This is a genomic window from Limnohabitans sp. T6-20 (assembly GCF_003063505.1).
Classification (GTDB): Bacteria; Pseudomonadota; Gammaproteobacteria; order Burkholderiales; family Burkholderiaceae_C; genus Limnohabitans_A.
In genome coordinates this window covers 797,880-818,461 of record NZ_NERW01000003.1, presented here as the reverse complement: position 1 = coordinate 818,461, position 20,582 = coordinate 797,880, and the positions used below count along the sequence as shown (strand labels likewise).

The 20,582-nt window shown below is 61.1% G+C and carries 19 protein-coding genes and 1 pseudogene; 9 read left to right on the top strand and 11 right to left on the bottom strand.

All coding sequences use genetic code 11. From position 1 onward, the window contains the following. Positions 1-6: 6 nt before the first annotated feature. The 4 genes from B9Z33_RS14625 to B9Z33_RS14610 all read right to left on the bottom strand — a co-directional run bounded on the left by B9Z33_RS14625 (position 7) and on the right by B9Z33_RS14610 (position 4,449). On the bottom strand, positions 7-1,617 hold the full coding sequence (locus B9Z33_RS14625) for an acyl-CoA carboxylase subunit beta (RefSeq protein WP_199220362.1): 1,611 nt from the start codon (positions 1,615-1,617) through the stop codon (positions 7-9). Further along, on the bottom strand, positions 1,614-2,507 hold the full coding sequence (locus B9Z33_RS14620) for an SDR family oxidoreductase (RefSeq protein ID WP_108287715.1): 894 nt from the start codon (positions 2,505-2,507) through the stop codon (positions 1,614-1,616). Before B9Z33_RS14620 ends, B9Z33_RS14625 begins: the two co-directional genes overlap by 4 nt. Then, positions 2,504-3,190, bottom strand: coding sequence for a TetR/AcrR family transcriptional regulator (locus B9Z33_RS14615; RefSeq protein WP_108287714.1), 687 nt, complete (start codon positions 3,188-3,190; stop codon positions 2,504-2,506). Before B9Z33_RS14615 ends, B9Z33_RS14620 begins: the two co-directional genes overlap by 4 nt. 95 nt (positions 3,191-3,285) lie before the next feature. Then, the gene (locus B9Z33_RS14610) at positions 3,286-4,449 is read right to left on the bottom strand and encodes an acyl-CoA dehydrogenase family protein (protein WP_108287713.1); all 1,164 of its coding nucleotides are present in this window, start codon (positions 4,447-4,449) and stop codon (positions 3,286-3,288) included. 68 nt (positions 4,450-4,517) lie between these two features. Between B9Z33_RS14610 and B9Z33_RS14605 the strand changes: the two genes are divergently transcribed. Genes B9Z33_RS14605 through B9Z33_RS14595 form a run of 3 tightly spaced genes read left to right on the top strand, consistent with a single transcriptional unit; the run spans position 4,518 to position 8,611 of the window. After that, a complete protein-coding gene (locus B9Z33_RS14605; RefSeq protein WP_108287712.1) occupies positions 4,518-5,780 on the top strand; it encodes an acetyl-CoA C-acetyltransferase in 1,263 nt (420 codons plus the stop codon). 22 nt (positions 5,781-5,802) lie between these two features. Next, positions 5,803-7,956, top strand: a complete 2,154-nt coding sequence (locus B9Z33_RS14600) for a 3-hydroxyacyl-CoA dehydrogenase NAD-binding domain-containing protein (protein ID WP_108287923.1) — start codon at positions 5,803-5,805, stop codon at positions 7,954-7,956. A gap of 31 nt (positions 7,957-7,987) precedes the next feature. After that, a complete protein-coding gene (locus B9Z33_RS14595) occupies positions 7,988-8,611 on the top strand; it encodes a LysE family transporter (RefSeq protein WP_108287711.1) in 624 nt (207 codons plus the stop codon). A 51-nt stretch (positions 8,612-8,662) separates the two neighbouring features. Here B9Z33_RS14595 and B9Z33_RS14590 read toward each other — a convergent pair whose 3' ends face one another. The 6 genes from B9Z33_RS14590 to B9Z33_RS14565 form a co-directional block, all read right to left on the bottom strand. After that, positions 8,663-9,631, bottom strand: coding sequence for a DMT family transporter (locus B9Z33_RS14590; RefSeq protein WP_108287710.1), 969 nt, complete (start codon positions 9,629-9,631; stop codon positions 8,663-8,665). Positions 9,632-9,649: 18 nt separating this feature from the next. Next, the gene (locus B9Z33_RS14585) at positions 9,650-10,288 is read right to left on the bottom strand and encodes a trimeric intracellular cation channel family protein (RefSeq protein WP_108287709.1); all 639 of its coding nucleotides are present in this window, start codon (positions 10,286-10,288) and stop codon (positions 9,650-9,652) included. A gap of 109 nt (positions 10,289-10,397) precedes the next feature. Further along, on the bottom strand, positions 10,398-11,726 hold the full coding sequence (locus tag B9Z33_RS14580) for a DASH family cryptochrome (RefSeq protein ID WP_108287708.1): 1,329 nt from the start codon (positions 11,724-11,726) through the stop codon (positions 10,398-10,400). 2 nt (positions 11,727-11,728) lie between these two features. Continuing rightward, the gene (locus tag B9Z33_RS14575) at positions 11,729-13,276 is read right to left on the bottom strand and encodes a cryptochrome/deoxyribodipyrimidine photo-lyase family protein (protein WP_108287707.1); all 1,548 of its coding nucleotides are present in this window, start codon (positions 13,274-13,276) and stop codon (positions 11,729-11,731) included. Further along, positions 13,273-13,812: a hypothetical protein gene (locus tag B9Z33_RS14570; protein WP_108287706.1), complete on the bottom strand. Its 540-nt coding sequence runs from the start codon at positions 13,810-13,812 to the stop codon at positions 13,273-13,275. Before B9Z33_RS14570 ends, B9Z33_RS14575 begins: the two co-directional genes overlap by 4 nt. Before the next feature lie 24 nt (positions 13,813-13,836). Beyond that, positions 13,837-14,835: a MerR family transcriptional regulator gene (locus B9Z33_RS14565; RefSeq protein WP_108287705.1), complete on the bottom strand. Its 999-nt coding sequence runs from the start codon at positions 14,833-14,835 to the stop codon at positions 13,837-13,839. Positions 14,836-14,956: 121 nt separating this feature from the next. On the opposite strand from B9Z33_RS14565, the gene B9Z33_RS14560 reads away from it, so the two are divergent. The 3 genes and pseudogenes from B9Z33_RS14560 to B9Z33_RS14550 all read left to right on the top strand — a co-directional run bounded on the left by B9Z33_RS14560 (position 14,957) and on the right by B9Z33_RS14550 (position 17,592). Further along, the gene (locus B9Z33_RS14560; protein ID WP_108287704.1) at positions 14,957-15,451 is read left to right on the top strand and encodes an Rrf2 family transcriptional regulator; all 495 of its coding nucleotides are present in this window, start codon (positions 14,957-14,959) and stop codon (positions 15,449-15,451) included. Between the two features lie 143 nt (positions 15,452-15,594). Further along, the gene (locus tag B9Z33_RS14555) at positions 15,595-17,343 is read left to right on the top strand and encodes an alpha/beta hydrolase (protein ID WP_199220360.1); all 1,749 of its coding nucleotides are present in this window, start codon (positions 15,595-15,597) and stop codon (positions 17,341-17,343) included. 12 nt (positions 17,344-17,355) lie between these two features. Beyond that, positions 17,356-17,592: pseudogene (locus B9Z33_RS14550) on the top strand (DUF2789 domain-containing protein). Positions 17,593-17,659: 67 nt separating this feature from the next. On the opposite strand, the gene B9Z33_RS15765 reads toward B9Z33_RS14550, so the two are convergent. Next, complete coding sequence (locus tag B9Z33_RS15765; protein ID WP_233252878.1) at positions 17,660-17,896, bottom strand: hypothetical protein; 237 nt, start codon at positions 17,894-17,896, stop codon at positions 17,660-17,662. Here B9Z33_RS15765 and B9Z33_RS14545 point away from each other — a divergent pair. The 3 genes from B9Z33_RS14545 to B9Z33_RS14535 are packed head-to-tail and all read left to right on the top strand — an operon-like array spanning position 17,818 to position 20,533. Beyond that, positions 17,818-18,576, top strand: a complete 759-nt coding sequence (locus B9Z33_RS14545; protein WP_233252873.1) for a GNAT family N-acetyltransferase — start codon at positions 17,818-17,820, stop codon at positions 18,574-18,576. The two genes, B9Z33_RS15765 and B9Z33_RS14545, sit on opposite strands and share 79 nt — an antisense overlap. Further along, entirely contained in the window at positions 18,573-19,493 is a 921-nt protein-coding gene (locus B9Z33_RS14540; protein WP_108287701.1) for a UDP-2,3-diacylglucosamine diphosphatase, read from the top strand. The genes B9Z33_RS14545 and B9Z33_RS14540 overlap by 4 nt, the downstream gene beginning before the upstream one ends. Continuing rightward, complete coding sequence (locus B9Z33_RS14535) at positions 19,490-20,533, top strand: glycosyltransferase family 1 protein (protein WP_108287700.1); 1,044 nt, start codon at positions 19,490-19,492, stop codon at positions 20,531-20,533. The genes B9Z33_RS14540 and B9Z33_RS14535 overlap by 4 nt, the downstream gene beginning before the upstream one ends. Positions 20,534-20,582 lie beyond the last annotated feature (49 nt).

The following is a 20,582-nucleotide window of genomic DNA, read 5'->3' as shown; positions in this document are numbered from 1 at the left end:
GTTTTTTTACATGCGGGCCACGCCAAACGTCATGGCGCGGGGTTGGCGCTTTGCAGCTTCCAGGCAGGTGTCCAGGCAAAAGCTCAGCACGCTGCGGGTGTCGCGCGGGTCGATCACGCCGTCGTCCAGCACCAGGCCGCTGGTGTAGAAGGCATCGGCCTGCGCTTCAAACAGGGCCACGATCTTGTCGAACTGGGCCTGCATTTTTTCGGGGTCGGGCGTGATGCCTTTGCGGGCCATGCCGGCTTCGGCCACGATCTGCATGGTGCGGGCGGCTTGCTCGCCGCCCATCACCGCCGTCTTGGCCCCCGGCCAGCTGAACAAAAAGCGCGGTGCATAACCTCGCCCGCACATGCCGTAATTACCCGCCCCAAACGATGCCCCGCACTGGATGGTGATTTGCGGCACGGTGGTGCTGGTCACGGCCTGGATCATCTTGGAGCCGTGCTTGATCATGCCGCCTTGTTCGCTGTCTTTTCCCACCATGTAGCCGGTGGTGTTTTGCAAATAAACGATGGGATGACCCAGCTGGCACATCCACTGGATGAAGTGCGTGGCCTTGTTGGCCCCGGCCACATCAATCGGTCCGTTGTTGCTGATGATGCCCACCGCATGACCGCCGATGCGGGCCTGCGCACACACCGTGGCCGCGCCGAACAGCGGTTTGAATTCCAGAAAATCCGAGTCATCGATCAAGCGCAAGATGACTTCGCGCATGTCGATGGGTTCGCGGTGGTGGGCGGGCATGAGGCCCAGCAGTTCTTCAGCGTCCAGGCGCGGGGGCTTTGCTTGCCGTTGCGAGTTGTGCGCAGCCCAGTCCCAACGCGCCACCACATCCCGGGCCGTGCCCAGCGCGTGGCGGTCGTCTTCGCACAGGTATTCACCCAAGCCCGACACGCTGGTGTGCATCTCGGCCCCGCCCAGTTCTTCTTCGGTGGCCACTTCACCGGTGGCGGCTTTGAGCAGAGGCGGCCCCGCCAAAAAGGCCCGCGAGCGGCCGCGCACCATGATCACGGTGTCACTCAGCCCCGGCATGTAGGCCCCGCCTGCGGTGCCCGAGCCGTGCTGCACGGTGAGCACCGGCAGGCCCGCCGCCGACAAGCGTGCTAGGTTGCGGAACAGGCTGCCGCCCAGCACAAAACCTTCGACCTTGTACTGCATCAAATTGGCCCCGGCGCTTTCGACCAGGTGCACAAAAGGCAGTTTGTTTTCAAGGGCCAACTCTTGCACGCGCAAAATCTTTTCGAGGCCTCGCGCCTGAATGGCCCCGGCTTCGATGCCCGAGTCGCTGGCCACCACCATGCAGCGCACACCACTGATGAAGCCGATGCCCGCGATCATGCCGCCGCCGGGTACCGACTTGGCCGGGTCGGGTGTGTCCTGCATGAAGCCCGCCAGCGCACACAGCGGCAAGAAAGGTGCACCCGGGTCAAGCAGCAAGGCCACACGTTCACGCGGCAGCAACTGCCCGCGTTTGTCAAACACCGGTTTGGATTGGGCCGAGGCAAGCGCTGCGCGGTCTTGCAGGGCATGCCACTGCGCCAAGCGGGCCAGGGCGGCTTCGCGCCGCTGCTGGGCCACGGGGCTGTGCGGGTTCCAGGTGGATTCAAAAGTCATTGGAATACCTTGGGGGTCACGGCGCGGTGAAAGCCGTCAAAGGGTTTGACGGCATCGCGTTCTTGCACATCGGCTTGGGCCACGGCTTGCTGCCAGCCCATGCGCATTTGCGGACGGGCACCGTCTACGCGCAACACCGTGCCGCTCACAAAGCTGGCAGCGGGTGACAGCAAAAACACAATGGCGGCGGACGTTTCGGCTTCGGTGCCAAAGCGGCCTTGTGGAACCGTGTTGCGCATCTCGCGCAGCATCGGGCCCGCCTCGGGCGGGTAGTGGTCCATGCCGCTGCTGGCGATGTAGCCTGGGGCAACGGCGTTCACGCGCACGCCTTGAGCGGCCCATTCGAGCGCGGCCGTTTCGGTGAAGCTGACCATGCCCGCCCGCGCCGCGCCGCTGTGGCCCATGCCCGGCATCGAGCCCCACATGTCGGCCACGATGTTGACCACCGCACCGCCTTGCTGTTGCATGCTTTGGTTGAAGCACTCACGTGCCACCAGAAAGCCACCGGTGAGGTTGGTGTCGATGACCGCTTGCCAGCCTTTGGCGCTGGTGTGGGCCAGGGGCGAGATGTATTGACCGCCTGCGTTGTTGACCAGGCCGTGAATCCGCCCGTGCTGCTGCACCACCTGCGCGACCATGGCTTGGACATCGCCCTCGCGCCGGATGTCACAGCTGTGCCAGCTCGCCTGGCCACCGTCACCCGTGATCTCTTGCGCGGTGACGGTCAGCTTGTCGGGGTTGCGGCCCACCAGCACCACATGCGCGCCCAAGCTGGCCAGCTCGTGCGCGGTGCAGCGGCCAATGCCCGAGCCACCGCCGGTGACCAGGATTGCCTGGCCCGTGAGGAGCCCGGGGGCAAAGACCGATTGGTAAGGCGTGGGTGTTGTCATGTGGGGTCTCTCAAAAACAAGGCCAGTGCGGCATCGGTCAAATCGTCCAGCGATGCGCGTGGGGGGCTTTTTTGTTTGGCTTTGGGGGTGGGCTTGGTGGCTGTTTCAGCGGGGGGCTGGTACCACTGCACCGCCCAGTTGAGCGCGCCAAAAATCATCAAGCGCGCCAGCTGCACCGGGGCCTGCAACTGGCCACTGACATGCAGCGCTTGCAACACGGGCGTCCACGCGGCTTCGTAGTCGTCTTTGATTTGCGTAATGGTCTGGCGCTGCTCGCCGTTGAGGGACCGCCATTCGTACAGCATCACCGGGATGAAATCGCTGTCAGGCCCCAGCAGCACATCGAACTGGTTGCGGATCAGGGCGCGCAGTTGTTCTCGTGGGGGCAGGTCATCCGGCAGGTCAGCGCAGGCGGTCGTTTGCCTTTGGCTGGCCTGCTTCATGCCTTCCACCATCACCGCCAGCAACAGGTCTTGTTTGTTGTCGAAGTGATAAAACGGCGAGCCCGGCTGCATGCCCACCAGCGCCGCGATCTCGCGGGTGCTGGTCGCGTCGTAGCCCTTGCGGTGAAACAGCTGCGCCGCCGCCGAGATCAGCGCTTGACGGCGGTTGCCGTCGTCGCGCTCGTCCTCAGTCTTGCGGGGGCGGCCGCGTGCGCGTTTGGGCTCGGCCAGTTCGGTCATGGCAGAAAACCTTCGCTACGAGGGCGTCGCTCCCACAGAGAGGGTTGCTCCCGCTCAGAGCATTGTTCCCAAAAGACGGCAGGGATGGTGGGCATTTAGCGCCCTGCCAAACCCATGCTGCGCGAGATCACTTCTTTCATGATCTCGTTGGTGCCGCCGTAGATGCGTTGCACGCGGGCGTCGGCATAGGCGCGGGTGATGGGGTATTCCCACATGTAGCCGTAGCCGCCGTGCAGCTGCACGCACTCGTCCATCACCTTGCATTGCAAGTCTGAGCACCAGTACTTGGCCATGCTAGCTGTGGCGGTATCCAGTTTGTCCTGCAGCAAAAGTTCAGAGCACTTGTCCACGAACACACGGGCAACTTGTACCTCGGTTTGCAGCTCGGCCAAGGTGTAGCGGGTGTTTTGGTAGTTGCCTACGGCCTGGCCAAACACTTTGCGGTCTTTCACGTATTGCACCGTCCAGTCGATGGCCGCTTGCGCTGCGGCAATGCCGCCAATCGCGATTTGCAGGCGCTCCCAAGGCAGCTGCTCCATCAGGCAAATGAAGCCCTTGCCCTGCATGGCTGCGCCGCCCAGCAGCTGGTCGGCACTGACCTTGACGTTGTCAAAGAACAGCTCAGACGTGTCTTGTGCCTTGAGGCCCAATTTCTTCAAGCGCTTGCCTTTTTCAAATCCTGGCATGCCGCGCTCGATCAAAAACAAGCTGGTGCCTTTGGCTCCTGCAGCCGGGTCGGTCTTGGCCACCAAAATCACCAGATCGGCGTGCCAGCCGTTGGTGATGAAGGTCTTGCTGCCGTTGATCAGGTAAGTGCCATCAGGTTGCAGCATGGCGGTGGTTTTGACGCCCTGCAGGTCTGAGCCCGCAGCCGGTTCGCTCATGGCGATCGCGCCCACCATCTCGCCGCTGGCCAGTTTGGGCAGGTACTTTTGCTTTTGCGCTTCGGTGCCGTAATGCAGGATGTAGGGGGCGACGATTTCGCTGTGCAGGCCGTAGCCGATGCCGGTAAAGCCAGCGCGTGAGAGTTCCTCCATCTGCACCACCGAATACAGCTTGTCGGCATCCGAGCCGCCATAGGCCTCGGGCAGCGTCATGCACAAAAAGCCGTTTTCACCGGCTTTGTCCCACACGGCGCGGTCCACATAGCCTTGCTCTTCCCAGGCTTCGTGGTGGGGGGCGATTTCCTTGTCCATGAAGCGGCGAAAGCTGTCGCGAAAGGCTTCGTGGTCGGCGGAAAAGAGTGTGCGTTCAATCATGGTGTCACCTTCAAGACTTGGGGGTTGGTATTTTCACAAAGCGTTTGCTTGGTAAAAGTCTATACTGAATGCTGAAACCCACAACACAGGGCAATCCCCCTGATGACACCGAGGAGACAGACCCCATGAGCGAAGCATTTGTTTATGACGCCATACGCACACCGCGTGGCAAAGGCAAAAAAGACGGCAGCCTGCACGAAGTCAAGCCCATCAGCTTGCTGTCGGGCGTCCTGCGCGAGCTGCAAAGCCGCAACCAGTTCGACACTGCGGCAGTGGACGACGTGGTCATGGGCGTGGTCTCGCCCATTGGCGAACAGGGCTCGGTGATCCCCAAAGTGGCGGCGCTGGCTGCGGGTTGGGACTGGCGCTGCTCAGGCGTGCAGCTCAACCGCTTTTGCGCCTCGGGTTTAGAGGCCGTCAACACCGCCGCCATGAAAGTGCGCAGCGGCTGGGAAGACCTGGTCGTGGCCGGTGGCCTCGAAAGCATGAGCCGCGTGCCGATTGGCTCGGACGGCGGCGCCTGGGCGCAAGACCCCGAGACCAACAGCGCCACGTTGTTTGTGCCGCAAGGCATTGGCGCTGACCTGATCGCCACCATGAGCGGCTTCACGCGCCACGATGTGGACGCCTTCGCGGTCGAATCGCAAAAGCGCGCCACGGCGGCGCGTGCGGCGGGTTACTTCGATGGCTCGGTCGTGCCGGTCAAAGACAAGCTGGGCCAGGTCATCCTAGCGCAAGACGAATTCATCAAGCCCAGCACCACGGTGGAAACACTGGGCGGCCTCAAAGCCTCGTTTGAACAACTTGGCGCGATGGGCTTTGACGCCGTGGCCTTGCAGCGCTACCCGCAGGTCGAGCGCATCCACCATGTGCACCACGCAGGCAACTCGTCCGGCATCGTGGACGGCGCAGCGGCGGTGTTGATCGGGTCAGAGGCCGCTGGCAAAACCCATGGCCTCACGCCGCGTGCGCGCATCGTGTCGGTGGCCTTGTCGGGTGCTGACCCGACCATCATGCTCACAGGCCCCATGCCCGCCGCCCGCAAGGCGCTGGCCAAGGCGGGCCTCACGATTGACCAGATCGATTTGTTCGAGATCAACGAGGCATTTGCTGCCGTGCCCATGAAGTTCATGCAAGAGATGCATGTGCCGCACGACAAGGTCAACGTCAACGGCGGCGCGATCGCCATGGGCCACCCGCTGGGGGCCACGGGCGCGATGATCATCGGCATCCTGATCGACGAGCTCCACCGCCGCAAGTTGCGTTACGGCATGGCCACTTTGTGTGTGGGCGGCGGCATGGGCATTGCCACCATCGTTGAACGCGTTTGATCGGGGAGACACCAAAATGATTTTGAAAACACTGCGCTACGAACTGGCGGACGGCATCGCCACCATCACCTTTGACGAGCAAGGCTCGCCGGTCAACACCATGTGCCTGCAATGGCAGGCCGACCTGACACAGGCGGCCGAGCAGGTGGCCAAAGACAAGGCATCTTTAAAAGGGGTCATCTTGGCCTCGGCCAAGTCCACCTTCTTTGCAGGGGCCGACCTCAAGGGCGTGATGCGCTCGCAAGCCTCAGACGGCCCGCGTGTCTTTGCCGAGATCGAAGGCATCAAGAAAGCTTTTCGCACCATCGAGACGCTGGGCGTGCCGGTGGTCAGCTGCCTCAACGGCACGGCGCTGGGCGGTGGCTGGGAAGTGGCGCTGATCGGCCACTACCGCATCGCCACAGCCAACCCCAAAACCCAATTCGGTCTACCCGAAGTCACGCTGGGCTTGATCCCCGGTGGCGGCGGCATCACCAAGATGACGCGTCAGCTGGGCCTGCTGGCCGCGCAGCCCTATGTGCTGGAGAGCAAACTCTTTGGCCCCGAAGAAGCGCAAAAGCTGGGCCTGGTGCACGAGATCGTGGCCAGCGATGACCAGCTGCGCCCCCGCGCTCTGGCGCACATCGCGGGCAGCCAGGGCCAGCCCGAAGCCGCCCAGCACTTGTGGGACCGCAAGGACTACAAAATGCCCGGCGGCACGCCGAGCAACCCCAAGATCGCGGGCATGCTGAGTGTTGCCCCGGCCGTGCTCAAGCAAAAAACACGCGGCCTTTACCCCGCGCCCGAAGCGGCGCTGGCCGCCATGGTCGAAGGCGCGATGGTGGACTTTGACACCGCGATGCGCATCGAAAGCCGTTACCTCGCTGGCCTCATGACCAGCCAGGTGGCGCGCAACATGATCAACACCTTCTTCTTCAACATGAACAGCATCAAGGGCGGCCAAAGCCGCCCCAAGGCTGCGCCGCGCTACAAGCCGCAAAAGGTAGGCATTTTGGGCGCGGGCATGATGGGCTCTGGCATTGCGTATTCACAAGCCAGCCGGGGTATCGCCACTGTGCTCAAAGACGTGAGCGTTGAGGCCGCAGAAAAAGGCAAGGCCTACAGCCACAAGCTCACGCAGAAGCGCGTGGACAAAGGCCGCATGGCGGTGGACAAACAAGCGGCCTTGTTGTCACTGATCCAGCCGACCGCCAGCGCCGCAGACCTGAAAGGTTGCGACCTGATCATCGAAGCCGTGTTTGAAAACCGCGAGCTCAAGGCCCGCGTCACGCAAGAGGCCGAGCCCATGCTCGCCGAGGGCGGCTTCTTTGCCAGCAACACCTCCACCTTGCCCATCAGCGGCCTGGCCACGGCCAGCGCCAATGCCAACAAATTCGTCGGCATCCATTTCTTCAGCCCAGTCGACAAGATGCAGCTGGTGGAAATCATTCGCGGCGCGCAGACCGACGACGAAACCATCGCCCGTGCCTATGACTATGTGCAGGCGCTGGGCAAACTGCCGATTGTGGTGAACGACTCGCGCGGTTTTTACACCAGCCGCACCTTTGGCACCTTTGTGATGGAAGGTGCGGCCATGCTGGGCGAGGGCATCCCCGCCCCCGTGATCGAGAACTTGGCCATGCAAGTGGGCATGCCCGTCGGGCCGCTGGCCGTGCTGGACGAAACCGCGCTGTCGTTGTCGGTGCATGTGCTGGACCAAACCCGCGAAGACTTCGCCAAAGAAGGCAAGACCCACACCGCCACGCCCGGCGAGCTGTTTGTCGAGCGCATGTTCAAAGAACTCAAGCGCCCCGGCCGTGCCGCAGGCGGTGGTTTTTACGACTACCCCGCAGGGCAAAAGAAAGTGCTGTGGCCCGAGCTGAAAACCCGCTTTGAAAAAGCCGACGTGGCGCTCAACCTGCAAGACATCAAGGACCGCCTGCTCTACCGCCAGGCCGTGGAGACCGCCCGCTGCCTGCAAGAAGGCGTGCTGACCTCGGTACACGACGGCAACATCGGCTCCATCTTCGGCATCGGCTTTCCGGCCTGGACGGGTGGGGCGTTGCAGTTCATCTATGGCCAGGGGATGGATGCGTTTGTAAAGCGCTGCGCGGAATTGGCAACGAAGTATGGTGCGGGGTTTGTGCTGACGCCGGAAGTGATTGCGAGCTTGAAGCAGCATCAGCCGGTGTATTGAACAACCCGCCCCATGGGCGATCAAGGGGAATATGGAATCGATCCACGCCTTATGGACCGTGGCCGCCATTGCGGCCGTGGGCATCATGAGTCCAGGGCCTGATTTTCTGGCCGTCAGTTATGCCGCCATCACCGGCCTGCGGCGAGACGCCGCTGCCGTAGCGGCCGGCGTGGTGCTGGGCAATGGCATCTGGGCAGGCGCCGCCCTTTTGGGTGTGGGTGCCTTGTTCGCTCTGTTTCCCTCACTTTTCCTGGCGATCAAGTTGTCTGGCGCGGCCTACATCGCTTGGCTGGGCATTCAGTTGCTGCGCTCCGCTCGAACGCCTTTGCCCGAAAGGACGGCCGCAGACCCTTCCCTGTCTCTTGGCACCTCGTTCGCCAAAGGGCTGTCCACCACCATGGCGAACCCCAAAGCGGCCCTGTACTACGCCTCTGCTCTCTCGTCGGCAGCACCTGAAAACGCGAGCATGTTGTTGCTGGGCTGGATGTTGACCGTTGTGGTGGCCGTGGCGGTCATATGGTTTTCTGTGGTGGTGTTGGTCTTGTCTACCCCACGTGCGAGCAGCGCCTTCCGACGTTTCAAGGTTTATTTCGAGTCGCTTTTTGGCGTTTTGCTGCTGGCGTTTGGCCTCAAGCAGTTTTTGTCCAGGGCCTGAGCGCTGATGCCTGGTTGACGTAGCATTTTGGACCTCATGAAGCTGGTTTGATCAGCTCGAGACCGCTTTGACGCGCACCCCGCCAATCACCCCCGCCACCAGCAGCGCAATGCCCGCCAGTGTGAGGGGCTCTGGCCACTGGCCGCGCAGCCAGAATGCGTAGGTCAATGCGGCCAGGGTTTCGAACACGATGAGCTGGCCCGCCAAGGCGGTGGGTAGGCGCTGGCTGGCGGCGTTCCAGCACAGGGTGCCCAGCCACGAGGCGAACAGGGCGATGGCCATCATGAGGCCTATGAATTCGAGGGGGCGCGGACCCAAGGGCATGGGCAGTGGGTTGTTGGTGGCGCTGCTCCACAGCCAGAAAGCGGCGTAACCCAGCAAGGCCAGGGGCAGCGTGGCCAGGCCTTGTGCGGTGGCCCACACGCGGGCGTTGCGGTCGGGGTGGCCGCGCAGCCAGTCGGCGTTTTTGAGGGGGTACCAGGTCCAGCAGACTACTGCGCCCACCGCCAGCACGGCCCCGGTGATGTAGCGGCCCGTGTCGGCCTGCGGGTTTTGCAGCATGGCGGTCCATTCCACATGGTTGACGCAGGCAATGCCCAACAAAATCAGCGCCAGAGGCGGGGCCAGTTTGAGCCACGGAAAACGCCCGTCACGTTGGTGGTTGAGCAGGTTGGCCGAAACCGCGATCACCACCGGCAGCGTGCCGATGATCATGGTGGGCAGCGCACCACCTGCACGCTGGATGGCGCTGGACAGGAACAGGTAATAAAGCACGTTGCCGATGGCCGCCAGCTTGAGCGCGGCCAGCCAGTCGGCCCGGGTCAGGCGTTTGATTTCAGCGCGGTCGACAAAGGCCAAGGGCAAGGCGATCAGGCCAAAGGCAAGGTAGCGACCAAAGGTGTGCAGCGCGGCGGGGTATTCGGGCAGCATGAGCGGGCCGACAAACACCAGGCCCCACATGAGTCCGGCGGCCAATGAAAAGAAGATACCGCCCCAGAAGGCGCTGGCGTTTTTGGGCATATGTCTTGAAGAAAGGGGTCAGGCGCGCCAGGCGGGCAGTTGCCAGTTGCGCCAAAGTGCCAGCGCGCGCAAGCCGACGGTGACCACCAGGCAGCCCATCAGGGCCACCCAACCTGGGGCGTCGGTGAACCACAGGCCCACATAGGTCCAGCCGCCCGCAAAGGCGCAGACCGCATAAGGCCGGTGGTCTTTGAAGGCGGTGGGGATTTCGTTGCACACCATGTCGCGCAGCACGCCACCAAACACGCCCGTGATCAAACCCATCAGCACGGCGACCACTGGCGGCATGAGCGCGTGCAGCGCGTGGTGCACGCCCGTCGCGGTGAACAGGCCCAGGCCCAATGCATCCGGCCAGAGGATGGCTTTTTCGGTGACTTCAAAATGGCGCTGGCGCATGAACAGCATGGCGAGCACGCACAGGGCCAGCATCCCCCAGAGCATTTCGGTGTGTTGAACCCAAAAGAAGGGCCTTTGATCGAGCAGCAAATCGCGCAGCGTGCCGCCGCCAAACGCGGTTAAAAAAGCCACCACGCACACGCCCACCGCATCGAGCCTTTTGCGCGCGGCTTCCATCAGGCCAGAAAGTGCGAAAGCGGCGGTGGCCGACAACTCGACCAACAGGCGAAGGGTTTCACCCCAAGATTGAATTCCGTACATGTTGGGGATTATCGATGTTGCTGGGTCGAAGCCCAAAGCGTCCGACCTGAAGGTGCCGACCGACAGGGACGTGGTTATTGCAGGTCGTGGGCTTTCGCCCCGACCAGGTTCAGAGCCAGACCTTTTGGTAGCGGCCTTGTGGGTCGTGGTCTTGGGCTTGTTTGGTGGGGTTGAAACGCCGCCCCTGGCGCGGGTCGGTGCCCCGGCCGCTGATGTAGAGCCAGTTGCCCTGGTTGCTGCACACGTCAAAGTCCACCAACTGCGACTCGAACCAAGCCGCGCCTGCCCGCCAGTCGCAGGCCAGGTCGTGCACCAGGTAACTGGCCACGATCTGGCGCATGCGGTTGGAGGTGAAGCCGGTGGCGACCAGCTCGCGCATGCCGGCATCGACGATGGGCTCGCCGGTTTCGCCGTCGCACCAGCGCTGAAAGTCTTTGGGCCAGTGCGAGGGGCGTGGCAGCTGGGACAAACCGCTGGCGGCATACAACTGGCGACCGTGTTGCAGGTGCAAAAAGCGAAAGTAATCTCGCCACAGCAGTTCAAACCAGAGCCAATAGGTGCCGTCGTTCGCGCCGTGTTGTTGTTCGTAGGTGTGTAGGGCGACCCAAATGGTACGTGCCGACACCGCCCCCGTGGCCAACCAGGGCGACCAGTGGCTGCTGGTGTGCGCCCCTTGCAGGGCGTTGCGGGTTTGCTTGTAGCGGTCGGGCCAGGGCGGGGTCAGGTAGCTTTGCAAGTGCGCCAGTGCGCTGGCCTCACCACCCCGGCAGTGGGGCAGGGTGTACGGAAAATTCGAGCTTTCGTGAGCGTTTTGGCCTTCGGGCGCTTGCAGCAGTTTCTCGGGGTTGCCTGCCCAGCCGGGCAGGGTGTACAGCTCAACATGTGGCGGTGCAGGCAGTTGCGTGGGCGCGGGCAGTGGCGAGCGGGGCCGCAGGCCTGCTGATTCGATGCGTTGGCGAAAGGTGGTGAACACCTGCGGCAAGTCGGTCACGTCAAAAGGCAAGTCTGCCGGTTCAAGCAAGCTCGATTGCCAGACGGTGTGCACCGTCAGGCCCGCATCGCGCAGCGCCTGCACTTGGGCTTGCTCTTCGGGGGCTGCGATGTCTTCGCAAAACACGGTGGTGGCTTGAACGTGCCTTGCGCAATCGGCCAGCGCCGTGCCCGCTGTGCCGTGCAGCAGCACCAGCGTCTGGCCCAGGGTTTGCAGCGATGTGTGCAGGTCTTGCAAGGTGTCTGCCACAAAGCGCCTGCGGTGCGGCCCCATGCGCCGAAAGCCCCAGGCGGTGGTCGCGTCTTGCTCGGCGTCGTGCAGATAGACCAGCAACAGGGCCTGGCCGTGCGCCGTGGCGTGTGCGGCGGCTTGCAGCAAGGCGGGTTGGTCTTGCAGGCGCAGGTCGTTGCGAAACCAATACAAGGTGGTCGATGGGGTGGTGGGCATGTTCAAAAATCAAAGCCCAGTTGGCTGCTGGGTGGGGTGTCTGTGGATGGGGCGCGGCGCTTGCGCGTGCTGGTGCTGACGCGGCGCGAGGCGTGTTTGTCGATCACGGCTTTTTTGCCGGCTTTCACATCAGGGTCGGCCCGGCGGGCGTGCAGCGCGGCTTTGGCGGTGCGGGTGGCTTCGGCCAGATCAACCAAGGGCTGCGGAATGTCCACCCCCACGGTCAGGCCGCAGTGGCGCTGCACTTCGGGCGGCATGAGCCAGGGTTCAAACAGCCAGGTGTCGGGCACGCGCCGCATGTGCGGCAGCCAGCGGCGCACAAAGATGCCCCGTGGGTCGTGGTCTTGTGCTTGTTTGATCGGGTTGTACACCCGCGTGGTGTTGATGCCGGTGGTGCCTGATTGCATTTGCAGCTGGCTCCAGTGGATGCCGGGCTCGTAGTCCAGAAACTGCGTGGCCAGCCATTGGCCCACGGGCCGCCAGTCCAGCCACAAGGGGTAAGCCGCCACCGACACCAGCATGGCGCGCATGCGAAAGTTGAGCCAGCCGGTCTCGCGCAGCATGACCACGCAGGCGTCCACCATGGGCCAGCCAGTGCGGCCAGCAGTCAGCGCCGCAAAGTGCGCGTCGTTCCAGCCGTCTTCGCGCAGGCCATCGTAGCCGGGGTGCATGTTGCGCCATTCGATCTCAGGCTCGCTTTCGAGCTTTTGAATGAAGTGGCAGTGCCAATACAGGCGGCTCATGAAACCCACCAGCCCCGCCCGGTGGCGGCCCGCTTGCGGTGGCAGCGCGTCCAGCGTGGCGCGGGTGCTTTGCACCACTTCGCGCAGGCTGATGCAGCCCCAGGCCAGATAGGCCGACAGGCGAGAACACGCATCGGGCGAAGACAGTGGCGATGAGATGCCACCCCGGTAGCCCAGCGCTCGGGCGTTCAAGAAGCTGTGCAGCGTGTCCAAAGCCAGGCTGCGCCCGCCGCGCTGGCGCTGGGTCGGGTTGTGCTGCAGACCTGTGGGAGCTTGCAAAGTCGCGGGTGTGAGCTGGCTTGTACCGGTGTTGGCGTTTGCAAAGAAACACAAGTCTGGCAACACCGCTTGCGGCGCTGCCATGTGGGCTTCCCAGCGGCGTTGCCAGGTGTTGCGGTCTTTCAGGCGGCGCACCACGCCAAACTGGGGTAATTCGGTCCAGCTCAGGTTCACGCTGCGGCACCATGCGGCCACAGCCAAGTCACGCTCGTAAGTGAAGGCGTTGCCGGTTTCCATGTGCGAGACCAGCTCGGCAAATGGCGCTTGTTGGTGCAGCGCTGCCAGCACTTGCGCTGCAGGCCCCACGCGCAGGTGCAAAGCACCGCCCAGTGCCTGCAAGTCGGCATGCAGTTCGGTCAGCGATTCGCGCACAAACTCAAAGTGCTGCAAGGCAGCATCGGGCTGCGCCCACAGTTCGGGCTCAACGATGTACAGACAAAGCACCGGTCCCTGGCGCGCGGCATGCATCAGCGCGGCATGGTCGTGCAGCCGCAAGTCGCGCTTGAACCAGACGACGCGGTAAGTCATGCCCCAAGCCTTGACGTGGCTGCGGCATACCGGTGGGCGTCGATGGGCATGCAATCCAGCAGCGCTTGCGGCAACTCGGGTGCTTGTTGGCGCAAATACCGGCGCACAAAATCGGCTGCCATCCAGGGCGATGTGGACCCACTCCAAATGGCGGTGTCTTGTATTTGCCAGTGCCCGTTCACTTGGTGCAGCACGACGATGCTGGGGTTCAGTGTTTTGAACTCGACCTCGGCCATGCCCCAATCGGCTTGCAGCTGCAATTGAAGCAATTGGGCATCGAGCGAGTCGGGCAGGCTGTGCTGTTGAATGACCTGCAGCACGGCGTTGGACGTGGCACTGCTGGGGGACTCCCTGCGTACAAGGCGGCAGTCTTTGCGCAGTTGCCGCCATTGTTCGGCCATCCAGCCGCGCGGGTCAAACGGTTGACCACTCACCTCCAGCAGTGTCCCGTTATCGTGGTGGACCCAGTCGATGTGGCTGTCGATGATCAGAAAACCGAGCACCGCCATCAAGGTGGCTGCGACGTGGCGTTTCATGCGCTGGCTTTGAGGGGCATCGGGTCAAACGCTTTCTTGCAAGGAAATGCCTTCGTGCGTGGCCACCATGTGCAGTGCTTTTTCAAACAAGGCGCGCGCTGTGGCGGCCATGATGTTCAGTTGTGTGTGCAGTTCGGCATCTTTGGGGCTTTGGTTCAGGCAGTCGCGGCTGTAGTCTTCGAAACGACCCAGCTGGCCAATGAGTTCAGCCACATGCCGAGGGCATTCGCACAGCACCTGGCTGGGGATGTTGGCCACGCGTTGCAACACCGCATCCGAAAATTGTCGTGCCGGAATCGGGTTGGGAAACTGGTCCAGTGCCCACGAAGGAACGGACAGCGGTGGGCGGGTGCTTTGCACGATGTTGAGCAAGGCGCTGTCGTTCAAAGGGTCTTGGTGTACCCCATAACCCGCATGGCGCAAGCGCGCGACGGCAGCCATTTGGCCAAAGGCGTAAAGCACCACCGTTTGGCGTGCTGCGAGTTGCTGCGCCACGGTCTGAATTTGTTGAGCGATGTGCTCATTCAGACCATTGACCGAGACCATCAACACATCCGGCGCTGGGTCGAGAGGGCTGCGACTGACGGCCGCCAGATCAGTCCAAACCTGCTGGATAGGCAATGGCTGCCCCCAGCGGGTTGAGGTGAATGTGTCCGATTGCAGCCGATTGGCCAAGCTCTGCCCAATCACCACCCATGTGCCTGAGGCGTGGCCTGGCGCATCGGCTTGCTGTGCTTGTGCCGCAGCAAAGCCAGAACCTGTTTGCAGCAATTGCTGCAGTTGTGTGGTCGACAAGCCAGCAATCTGGCTGATGCCATGGCCTTGGCTGGTCAGCGATTTCAACAACACTGCTTTTCGCACATCGTCTTCGTTGTAGAGCCTGTGCTGCCCGAGCGTGGTGGTGGGCGAAAAAGCCCCGTAACGCGTTTGCCAAACGCGCAAGGTCGGTACGGGAATGCCGCTGAGCTTGGAGACGGCACCAATGCGGTAAAGCGCCGAATCGGGCGAGTGAGGTGTGTTCATTGTTTGTTTATGTATTGAATAGATATTTTATGTCTTAAAAGAAATTTGTAAAGAAAAAACATGTTTTGAATTGAATTTTCTGTTTTAAACAATACAATGTCTATTCAAACAAAGGCCCGCCATGATCTTGAAGAAAACAGCCAAAGCCGTCGATATCGCGGTTTACATCACGTCTCGTGCCACCGTGAAGCCTGTCACAACCGAAGAAATTGCGACGGGCCTGGGCCTTTCTTGCTCATATACCGAGTCGATCCTCAAGGAGCTGCGCGAAGCGGGCTTGATCCGCGCTCACCGTGGTCCGGGTGGTGGTTATCAAATTCGTGGCAATCCCGAAGACATCACTTTGTGGGATGTGGTGAAACACTTCGAAGTGGTGCACAGTTTTGACGAGGTTTACCCCGATGACGCGCACCCAATGAAGCATTTGGAGTCCGAAATTCAGCGGCATCTTCAAGAAACATTGTCTGAGCAAACGCTGGACGATGTGGCCGTGCCCCACATGCCACGCGATGCCCGCGTCACGTCCATGCTGGGCCAGTTCCGCCTGAAGCCCATGCCTGCGCCGGTCATGCCCAAAGCGCCCAACTCGGTGTTCCAGTTGAGCATGATGCTCTGAGCCTTGTGGGTTCGATCCCGGCTGTCTGCGTGCCGCGCGTCAGCTGGGGATACCCTGAACGGTATGGTTCCATCGGTGTAGCTAAACACACCGAAAGGCCAATGTGAGGCGGGCGCAGCGCGGCATAGCATGTTGCGATGAACATGCCTCACTATCGCCAGCGTTTTGCCGATTCGCATCGTCCGGGGCCTACGCTTGACCGCTGGGCGCACACCCAGTTGTCGCCATACACAAGAGGCGTTTCCACCGCGTCTTTGCGAATGGCGTTTGACGACTGGGTCACGCATCTGTCCATGAATCCGGCCGAGCAACTCAAGTTGCTCCAACTGGCCATGCAAAATGTGCAGCATGGGCTTAACTACGCAGTTCAAGCGCAAAGAAACGACTGCAAACCCTGCATCGAGCCCATGGTGCACGACACCCGTTTCACATATCCCGGTTGGCAGCACTGGCCGTTCAACGCGATCAGCCAATCCTTTTTGCTGACACAACAATGGTGGCAAGAAGCGACGACCGGTGTGAGGGGCGTTTCGCCGCACCACGAAGCCGTGGTCAATTTCACGGCCAGACAGTGTCTGGACATGGTGTCGCCCGCCAATTTTGTGTTGACCAACCCCGAAGTGCTGGAACGCACCCAGGAAACCATGGGGGCCAATTTGCGTCAGGGTTTTCAAAATTGGCTGGAAGACATCCAGCGATACCAGTCAGGTGCTGCGCCCAAAGGGTCAGAGCTTTATGAGGTGGGGCGCAATCTGGCGGTGACGCCGGGGCAGGTCATTTACCGCAACCACTTGATCGAGTTGATTCAGTACACACCCACCACGGGGCAGGTGAGGCCAGAGCCTGTGTTGATCGTGCCCGCTTGGATCATGAAGTACTACATCCTCGACTTGTCGCCAAACAACTCGCTGATCAAATACTTGGTGGATCAGGGGCACACCGTGTTTGCCATGTCGTGGACCAATCCCACGGCCGATGACCGCGAACTGGACATGGACGACTACTTGCGCATGGGCGTCATGGATGCGCTGGAGGTGGTGTGCGCCGTGGTGCCCAGACACAAAGTGCACGCTGTGGGCTATTGCCTGGGCGGAACGCTGCTGGCCATCGCTGCAGCGGCCATGGCCAGAGAGGCCGATGACCGCCTGGCCAGCATGACACTGATCGCCGCCCAAACCGATTTCACCGAGCCGGGCGAGTTGGAACTTTTCATTGACGACAGCCAGGTGGCCCATCTGGAGGACATCATGTGGGACCGGGGTTATCTGGACAGTGCGCAGATGGCGGGCGCGTTCCAATGGATGAACTCCAACGACCTGATCTGGTCGCGACTGCTCAAGGATTATTTGTTGGGAGAACGCACGCCGTTCAGTGACTTGATGGCTTGGAATGCCGACGGCACACGCTTGCCTTACCGCATGCATACCCAATATTTGCACCGCATGTTTTTGAAAAACGATTTGGCCAGTGGCCGCTACCCCGTCAATGGCAAGCCGGTGGCCTTGACCGATGTTCAATGCCCGATTTACGGCATTGGCACGGTGCGTGACCATGTTGCACCTTGGCGCTCGGTTCACAAATTACACCTGTTGACCAATGTAGACACCACCTTTTTGTTGACATCAGGGGGGCACAATGTGGGCATTGTCAATCCGCCAGGGTTGCCGGGGCGAAGTTACCAAGTGTTGACTCGCAGGCACGATGGGCCGTATCTCGATCCTGAAGCCTGGCTGCAAGCTGCAGTCCGCCATGAAGGCTCGTGGTGGCCGCATTGGCTGGCGTGGTTGCAAGCCCATTCGGGCGAAGTGGGGCCTTTGCCTGCCATGGGCGCACCCGACATGGGCTTGTCTCCCATGGACGATGCACCGGGTCAGTATGTGTTGCAAAAATGAAAGGCTTTTGCCATGGACACGCCTCACCATCCATTTCATGAACTCTTTGCGCAACTGGGCTTGCCTTGTGATCGGTTGAGCATTGCGGCGTTTATCAAAACGCACACGCCACTGGCAGGCGACATTGCACTGCCAGATGCCGATTTTTGGACGCCTGCCTAGGCGGCGTTTTTGCGTGAAAAACTTCTGGAAGACGCTGACTGGGCCAATCGCATCGACCAGTTGAGTGAGGCGCTGCGGGCCATCTGAGTCGCTTTTGAATGGGCGCGCGTTGGCGCTGGCGCTCGCTGCATAAGTTGCAGGCGACACGAAATATTCATACAGCAGACTTTTTCCTGTCATTGCTTTTGGGGACCATGGTGGCATGGATCACAAGGAGTTGTTGCCATGAAAGAGTTGCCAAATCCCACTTTTGCGCTATCGCCCGTGTATTTTCCCAGGGGGTCACTTCATCCAGGGCCAGCCAACCCCAATGTGGATTTTTTGCCTCGGCGTGTGCAAAGCACCATTCAAGTTGCTTGGGCGAAGCATCAGGATGAAGTTCGGGAGGCACAGCAACTGAGGTATTCGGTATTCGCGACCGAGATGGGCGCGAGACTGCCGAAAACCTTGCCCGGTCATGACATCGATTTGTTCGATGACTACTGCGAGCATCTGCTGGTTCGTGACACCTTGAGTGGACAGGTGATTGGCACTTACAGGGTGCTCACGCCCGCGCAAGCCAAGCGTGCCGGCAGCACTTACAGCGACACCGAATTTGATTTGACCCGTTTGCGTGATCTGCGCAAACGGATGGTGGAGCTGGGCCGCAGCTGTGTCCATGCCGAGCACCGGCATGGCGGCGTGATCATGGCTTTGTGGGGCGCCTTGTTTGAGTTCATGGACCGCAACCGCCTGGACACCATGATCGGCTGCGCCAGCATTCCCATGCTCCACAACGGCGTGGTCACGGGCGACGCTGCGGCCAGCATCTGGCACCAGCTGCGTGAGACACACCTGGCGAATATTCAATACCATGTTCGACCACGATTGCCTTTGCCTGTGGACGAGCTGGGCCATGATGTGCAGATCGATCCGCCTGCGCTCATCAAAGGCTATTTGAGGCTGGGGGCCAAGGTCTTGGGCGCACCGGCATGGGACCCTGACTTCAACACGGCCGACTTGCCCATGATGATGCGCACAGCAGATTTGCCTGCCCGGTACCGCAAGCATTTTTCGATGGGTGTGCCATGACGTCGCCGCTTGGGCCATTGCAAAACAGCCCCCTGTTCAAGACCTCTTATGCGGGTCTGGACGAGACCTTGGTGGGAGAGCCACTGGGTGTCGGGGGGCGAATTCCGCCCCACGATGAAGAAGCATCGCCTGCAGACCATCAACGGTTGCGGGCGATTTTCATTTCAGACCTGCACATCGGGACACCGGGGTTTCAGGCCGAAGCCTTGCTCGACTTTTTGCGGCACCACCCCAGCGATGTGTTGTATCTGGTGGGCGACATTGTGGATGGCTGGCAGTTGCGCAGGCGCTGGTTCTGGCCACAAAGCCACAACGATGTGGTGCAAAAACTGTTGCGCAGGGCCCGCAAAGGGTGTCGCGTGATTTATGTGCCGGGCAACCACGACGAGTTCGCCAGGCATTTTGTGGGCCACGCATTTGGTGGCGTGGAGGTGATGCACGAAGCGGCCCACACCACCGCCAAGGGTCTCAAGCTGTGGGTGGTGCATGGTGACCATTTCGATGGTGTGATCCAGTGTGCCAAGTGGCTGGCGTATGTGGGTGACTGGTTGTATGAGCTGACCCTCAAGATCAATCGACACTTGAACAGTTTCAGGGCCCGAATCGGACTGGAATACTGGTCTTTGTCGGCCTACCTCAAGCTGAAAGTCAAAAAGGCGGTCAACTTCATCAGTGATTTTGAGGTGGCTGTCGCGCACGAAGCCAAGCGCCGGGGCTTTGACGGCGTGGTGTGCGGGCACATTCACCATGCAGAAATTCGCGAAGTGAATGGCACTTTGTATTGCAACGATGGCGATTGGGTGGAAAGCCGAACCGCCTTGGTGGAACACCCTGATGGCCGCCTGGAAATCATCCACTGGGGTGGCCAGGCGGTGGTGCTCAGCCGTGCGCCTGTGGCTGCGGTGGTGCCTGTATGAAGCTGGCACTCATCACCGATGCCTGGCACCCCCAGGTCAATGGCGTGGTCACCACCTTGCATGAGTTGGTGCAAGCCATGGGCCCATGGGGTGTGAATGTGTCGGTCATGCACCCGGGCCTTTTCAAGAATCGAAGCTGTCCCGGTTATGCGGGCATTGATCTGGCCGTGCGCCCCTATAAAGCGCTGGCCGCGATGCTGGATGCTCTGCAGCCGGATGCGGTGCACATTGCCACTGAAGGCCCTTTGGGTTGGGCTGCACGCAAGCATTGCCTGAAAAGGGGGTGGAAATTCACCACCGCATTTCACACCAAATTTCCTGAAATCCTCAAGGCCGCGTTGCGTGTGCCTTTGTTCCTGGGCTATGGCTTGTTTCGCCATTTCCACCGCCCGTCTTCGGGGGTGATGGTGCCCACGCAAGGGGTGCTGAACATGCTGGAAAGCCGGGGATTCAAGTCGCTCAAGCCTTGGACACACGGTGTGGACCTGGATTTGTTTGATCACCACACTTTGCCCCTGGAAATCCCCGAATTGCAGGGCCATCCGCGACCGTACACCTTGTTCGTGGGCCGTGTTTCTTACGAGAAAAACATCGATGCTTTTTTGGACTTGAAGCTGGAAGGCACGCGCATTGTCTGCGGCGTCGGTCCGCTGGAGGCGCAGCTCAAGGCTCGGTATCCGGACGTGGTCTGGATGGGCGTGTTGCCACGCGATCAGCTGGCCAAGGTGTATGCGGCTGCCGACGTGTTTGTCTTTCCTTCGCGCAACGAGACTTTTGGGCTGGTTATGTTGGAAGCCATGGCGTGCGGCACCCCGGTGGCGGCGTTTCCGGTGGATGGCCCCTTGCAAGTGCTGGGCGATGCGGATGGGCAGACGATGGGCGGTGAGTTGTCTGAGGATTTGAATGCGGCGGTCTTGAATTGCCTTTCGATTGACCGCGCAGAGCCGCGTCAGCGAGCTGAGGCGTTTGGTTGGCCCAAAACGGTAGAACTGTTCGTATCGCATCTGGTGCCTGCATCAGGCGGCGGCACTGGTTTGTGATTCACGAAGATGTCATCAAATTGACACGGTGGCTTCCTAGAATGATTTT

Excerpts from the sequence above, each read along its gene's own strand:
- B9Z33_RS14610 (WP_108287713.1), bottom strand. The coding sequence starts at position 4,449 with ATGATTGAACGCACACTCTTTTCCGCCGACCACGAAGCCTTTCGCGAC.
- B9Z33_RS14595 (WP_108287711.1), top strand. The coding sequence starts at position 7,988 with ATGGAATCGATCCACGCCTTATGGACCGTGGCCGCCATTGCGGCCGTG.
- B9Z33_RS14560 (WP_108287704.1), top strand. The coding sequence starts at position 14,957 with ATGATCTTGAAGAAAACAGCCAAAGCCGTCGATATCGCGGTTTACATC.
- B9Z33_RS14620 (WP_108287715.1), bottom strand. The coding sequence starts at position 2,507 with ATGACAACACCCACGCCTTACCAATCGGTCTTTGCCCCCGGGCTCCTC.
- B9Z33_RS14625 (WP_199220362.1), bottom strand. The coding sequence starts at position 1,617 with ATGACTTTTGAATCCACCTGGAACCCGCACAGCCCCGTGGCCCAGCAG.
- B9Z33_RS14605 (WP_108287712.1), top strand. The coding sequence starts at position 4,518 with ATGCTGAAACCCACAACACAGGGCAATCCCCCTGATGACACCGAGGAG.
- B9Z33_RS14540 (WP_108287701.1), top strand. The coding sequence starts at position 18,573 with ATGACGTCGCCGCTTGGGCCATTGCAAAACAGCCCCCTGTTCAAGACC.
- B9Z33_RS14555 (WP_199220360.1), top strand. The coding sequence starts at position 15,595 with ATGCCTCACTATCGCCAGCGTTTTGCCGATTCGCATCGTCCGGGGCCT.
- B9Z33_RS14585 (WP_108287709.1), bottom strand. The coding sequence starts at position 10,288 with ATGTACGGAATTCAATCTTGGGGTGAAACCCTTCGCCTGTTGGTCGAG.
- B9Z33_RS14590 (WP_108287710.1), bottom strand. The coding sequence starts at position 9,631 with ATGCCCAAAAACGCCAGCGCCTTCTGGGGCGGTATCTTCTTTTCATTG.
- B9Z33_RS14565 (WP_108287705.1), bottom strand. The coding sequence starts at position 14,835 with ATGAACACACCTCACTCGCCCGATTCGGCGCTTTACCGCATTGGTGCC.
- B9Z33_RS14575 (WP_108287707.1), bottom strand. The coding sequence starts at position 13,276 with ATGACTTACCGCGTCGTCTGGTTCAAGCGCGACTTGCGGCTGCACGAC.
- B9Z33_RS14570 (WP_108287706.1), bottom strand. The coding sequence starts at position 13,812 with ATGAAACGCCACGTCGCAGCCACCTTGATGGCGGTGCTCGGTTTTCTG.
- B9Z33_RS14535 (WP_108287700.1), top strand. The coding sequence starts at position 19,490 with ATGAAGCTGGCACTCATCACCGATGCCTGGCACCCCCAGGTCAATGGC.
- B9Z33_RS14615 (WP_108287714.1), bottom strand. The coding sequence starts at position 3,190 with ATGACCGAACTGGCCGAGCCCAAACGCGCACGCGGCCGCCCCCGCAAG.
- B9Z33_RS14580 (WP_108287708.1), bottom strand. The coding sequence starts at position 11,726 with ATGCCCACCACCCCATCGACCACCTTGTATTGGTTTCGCAACGACCTG.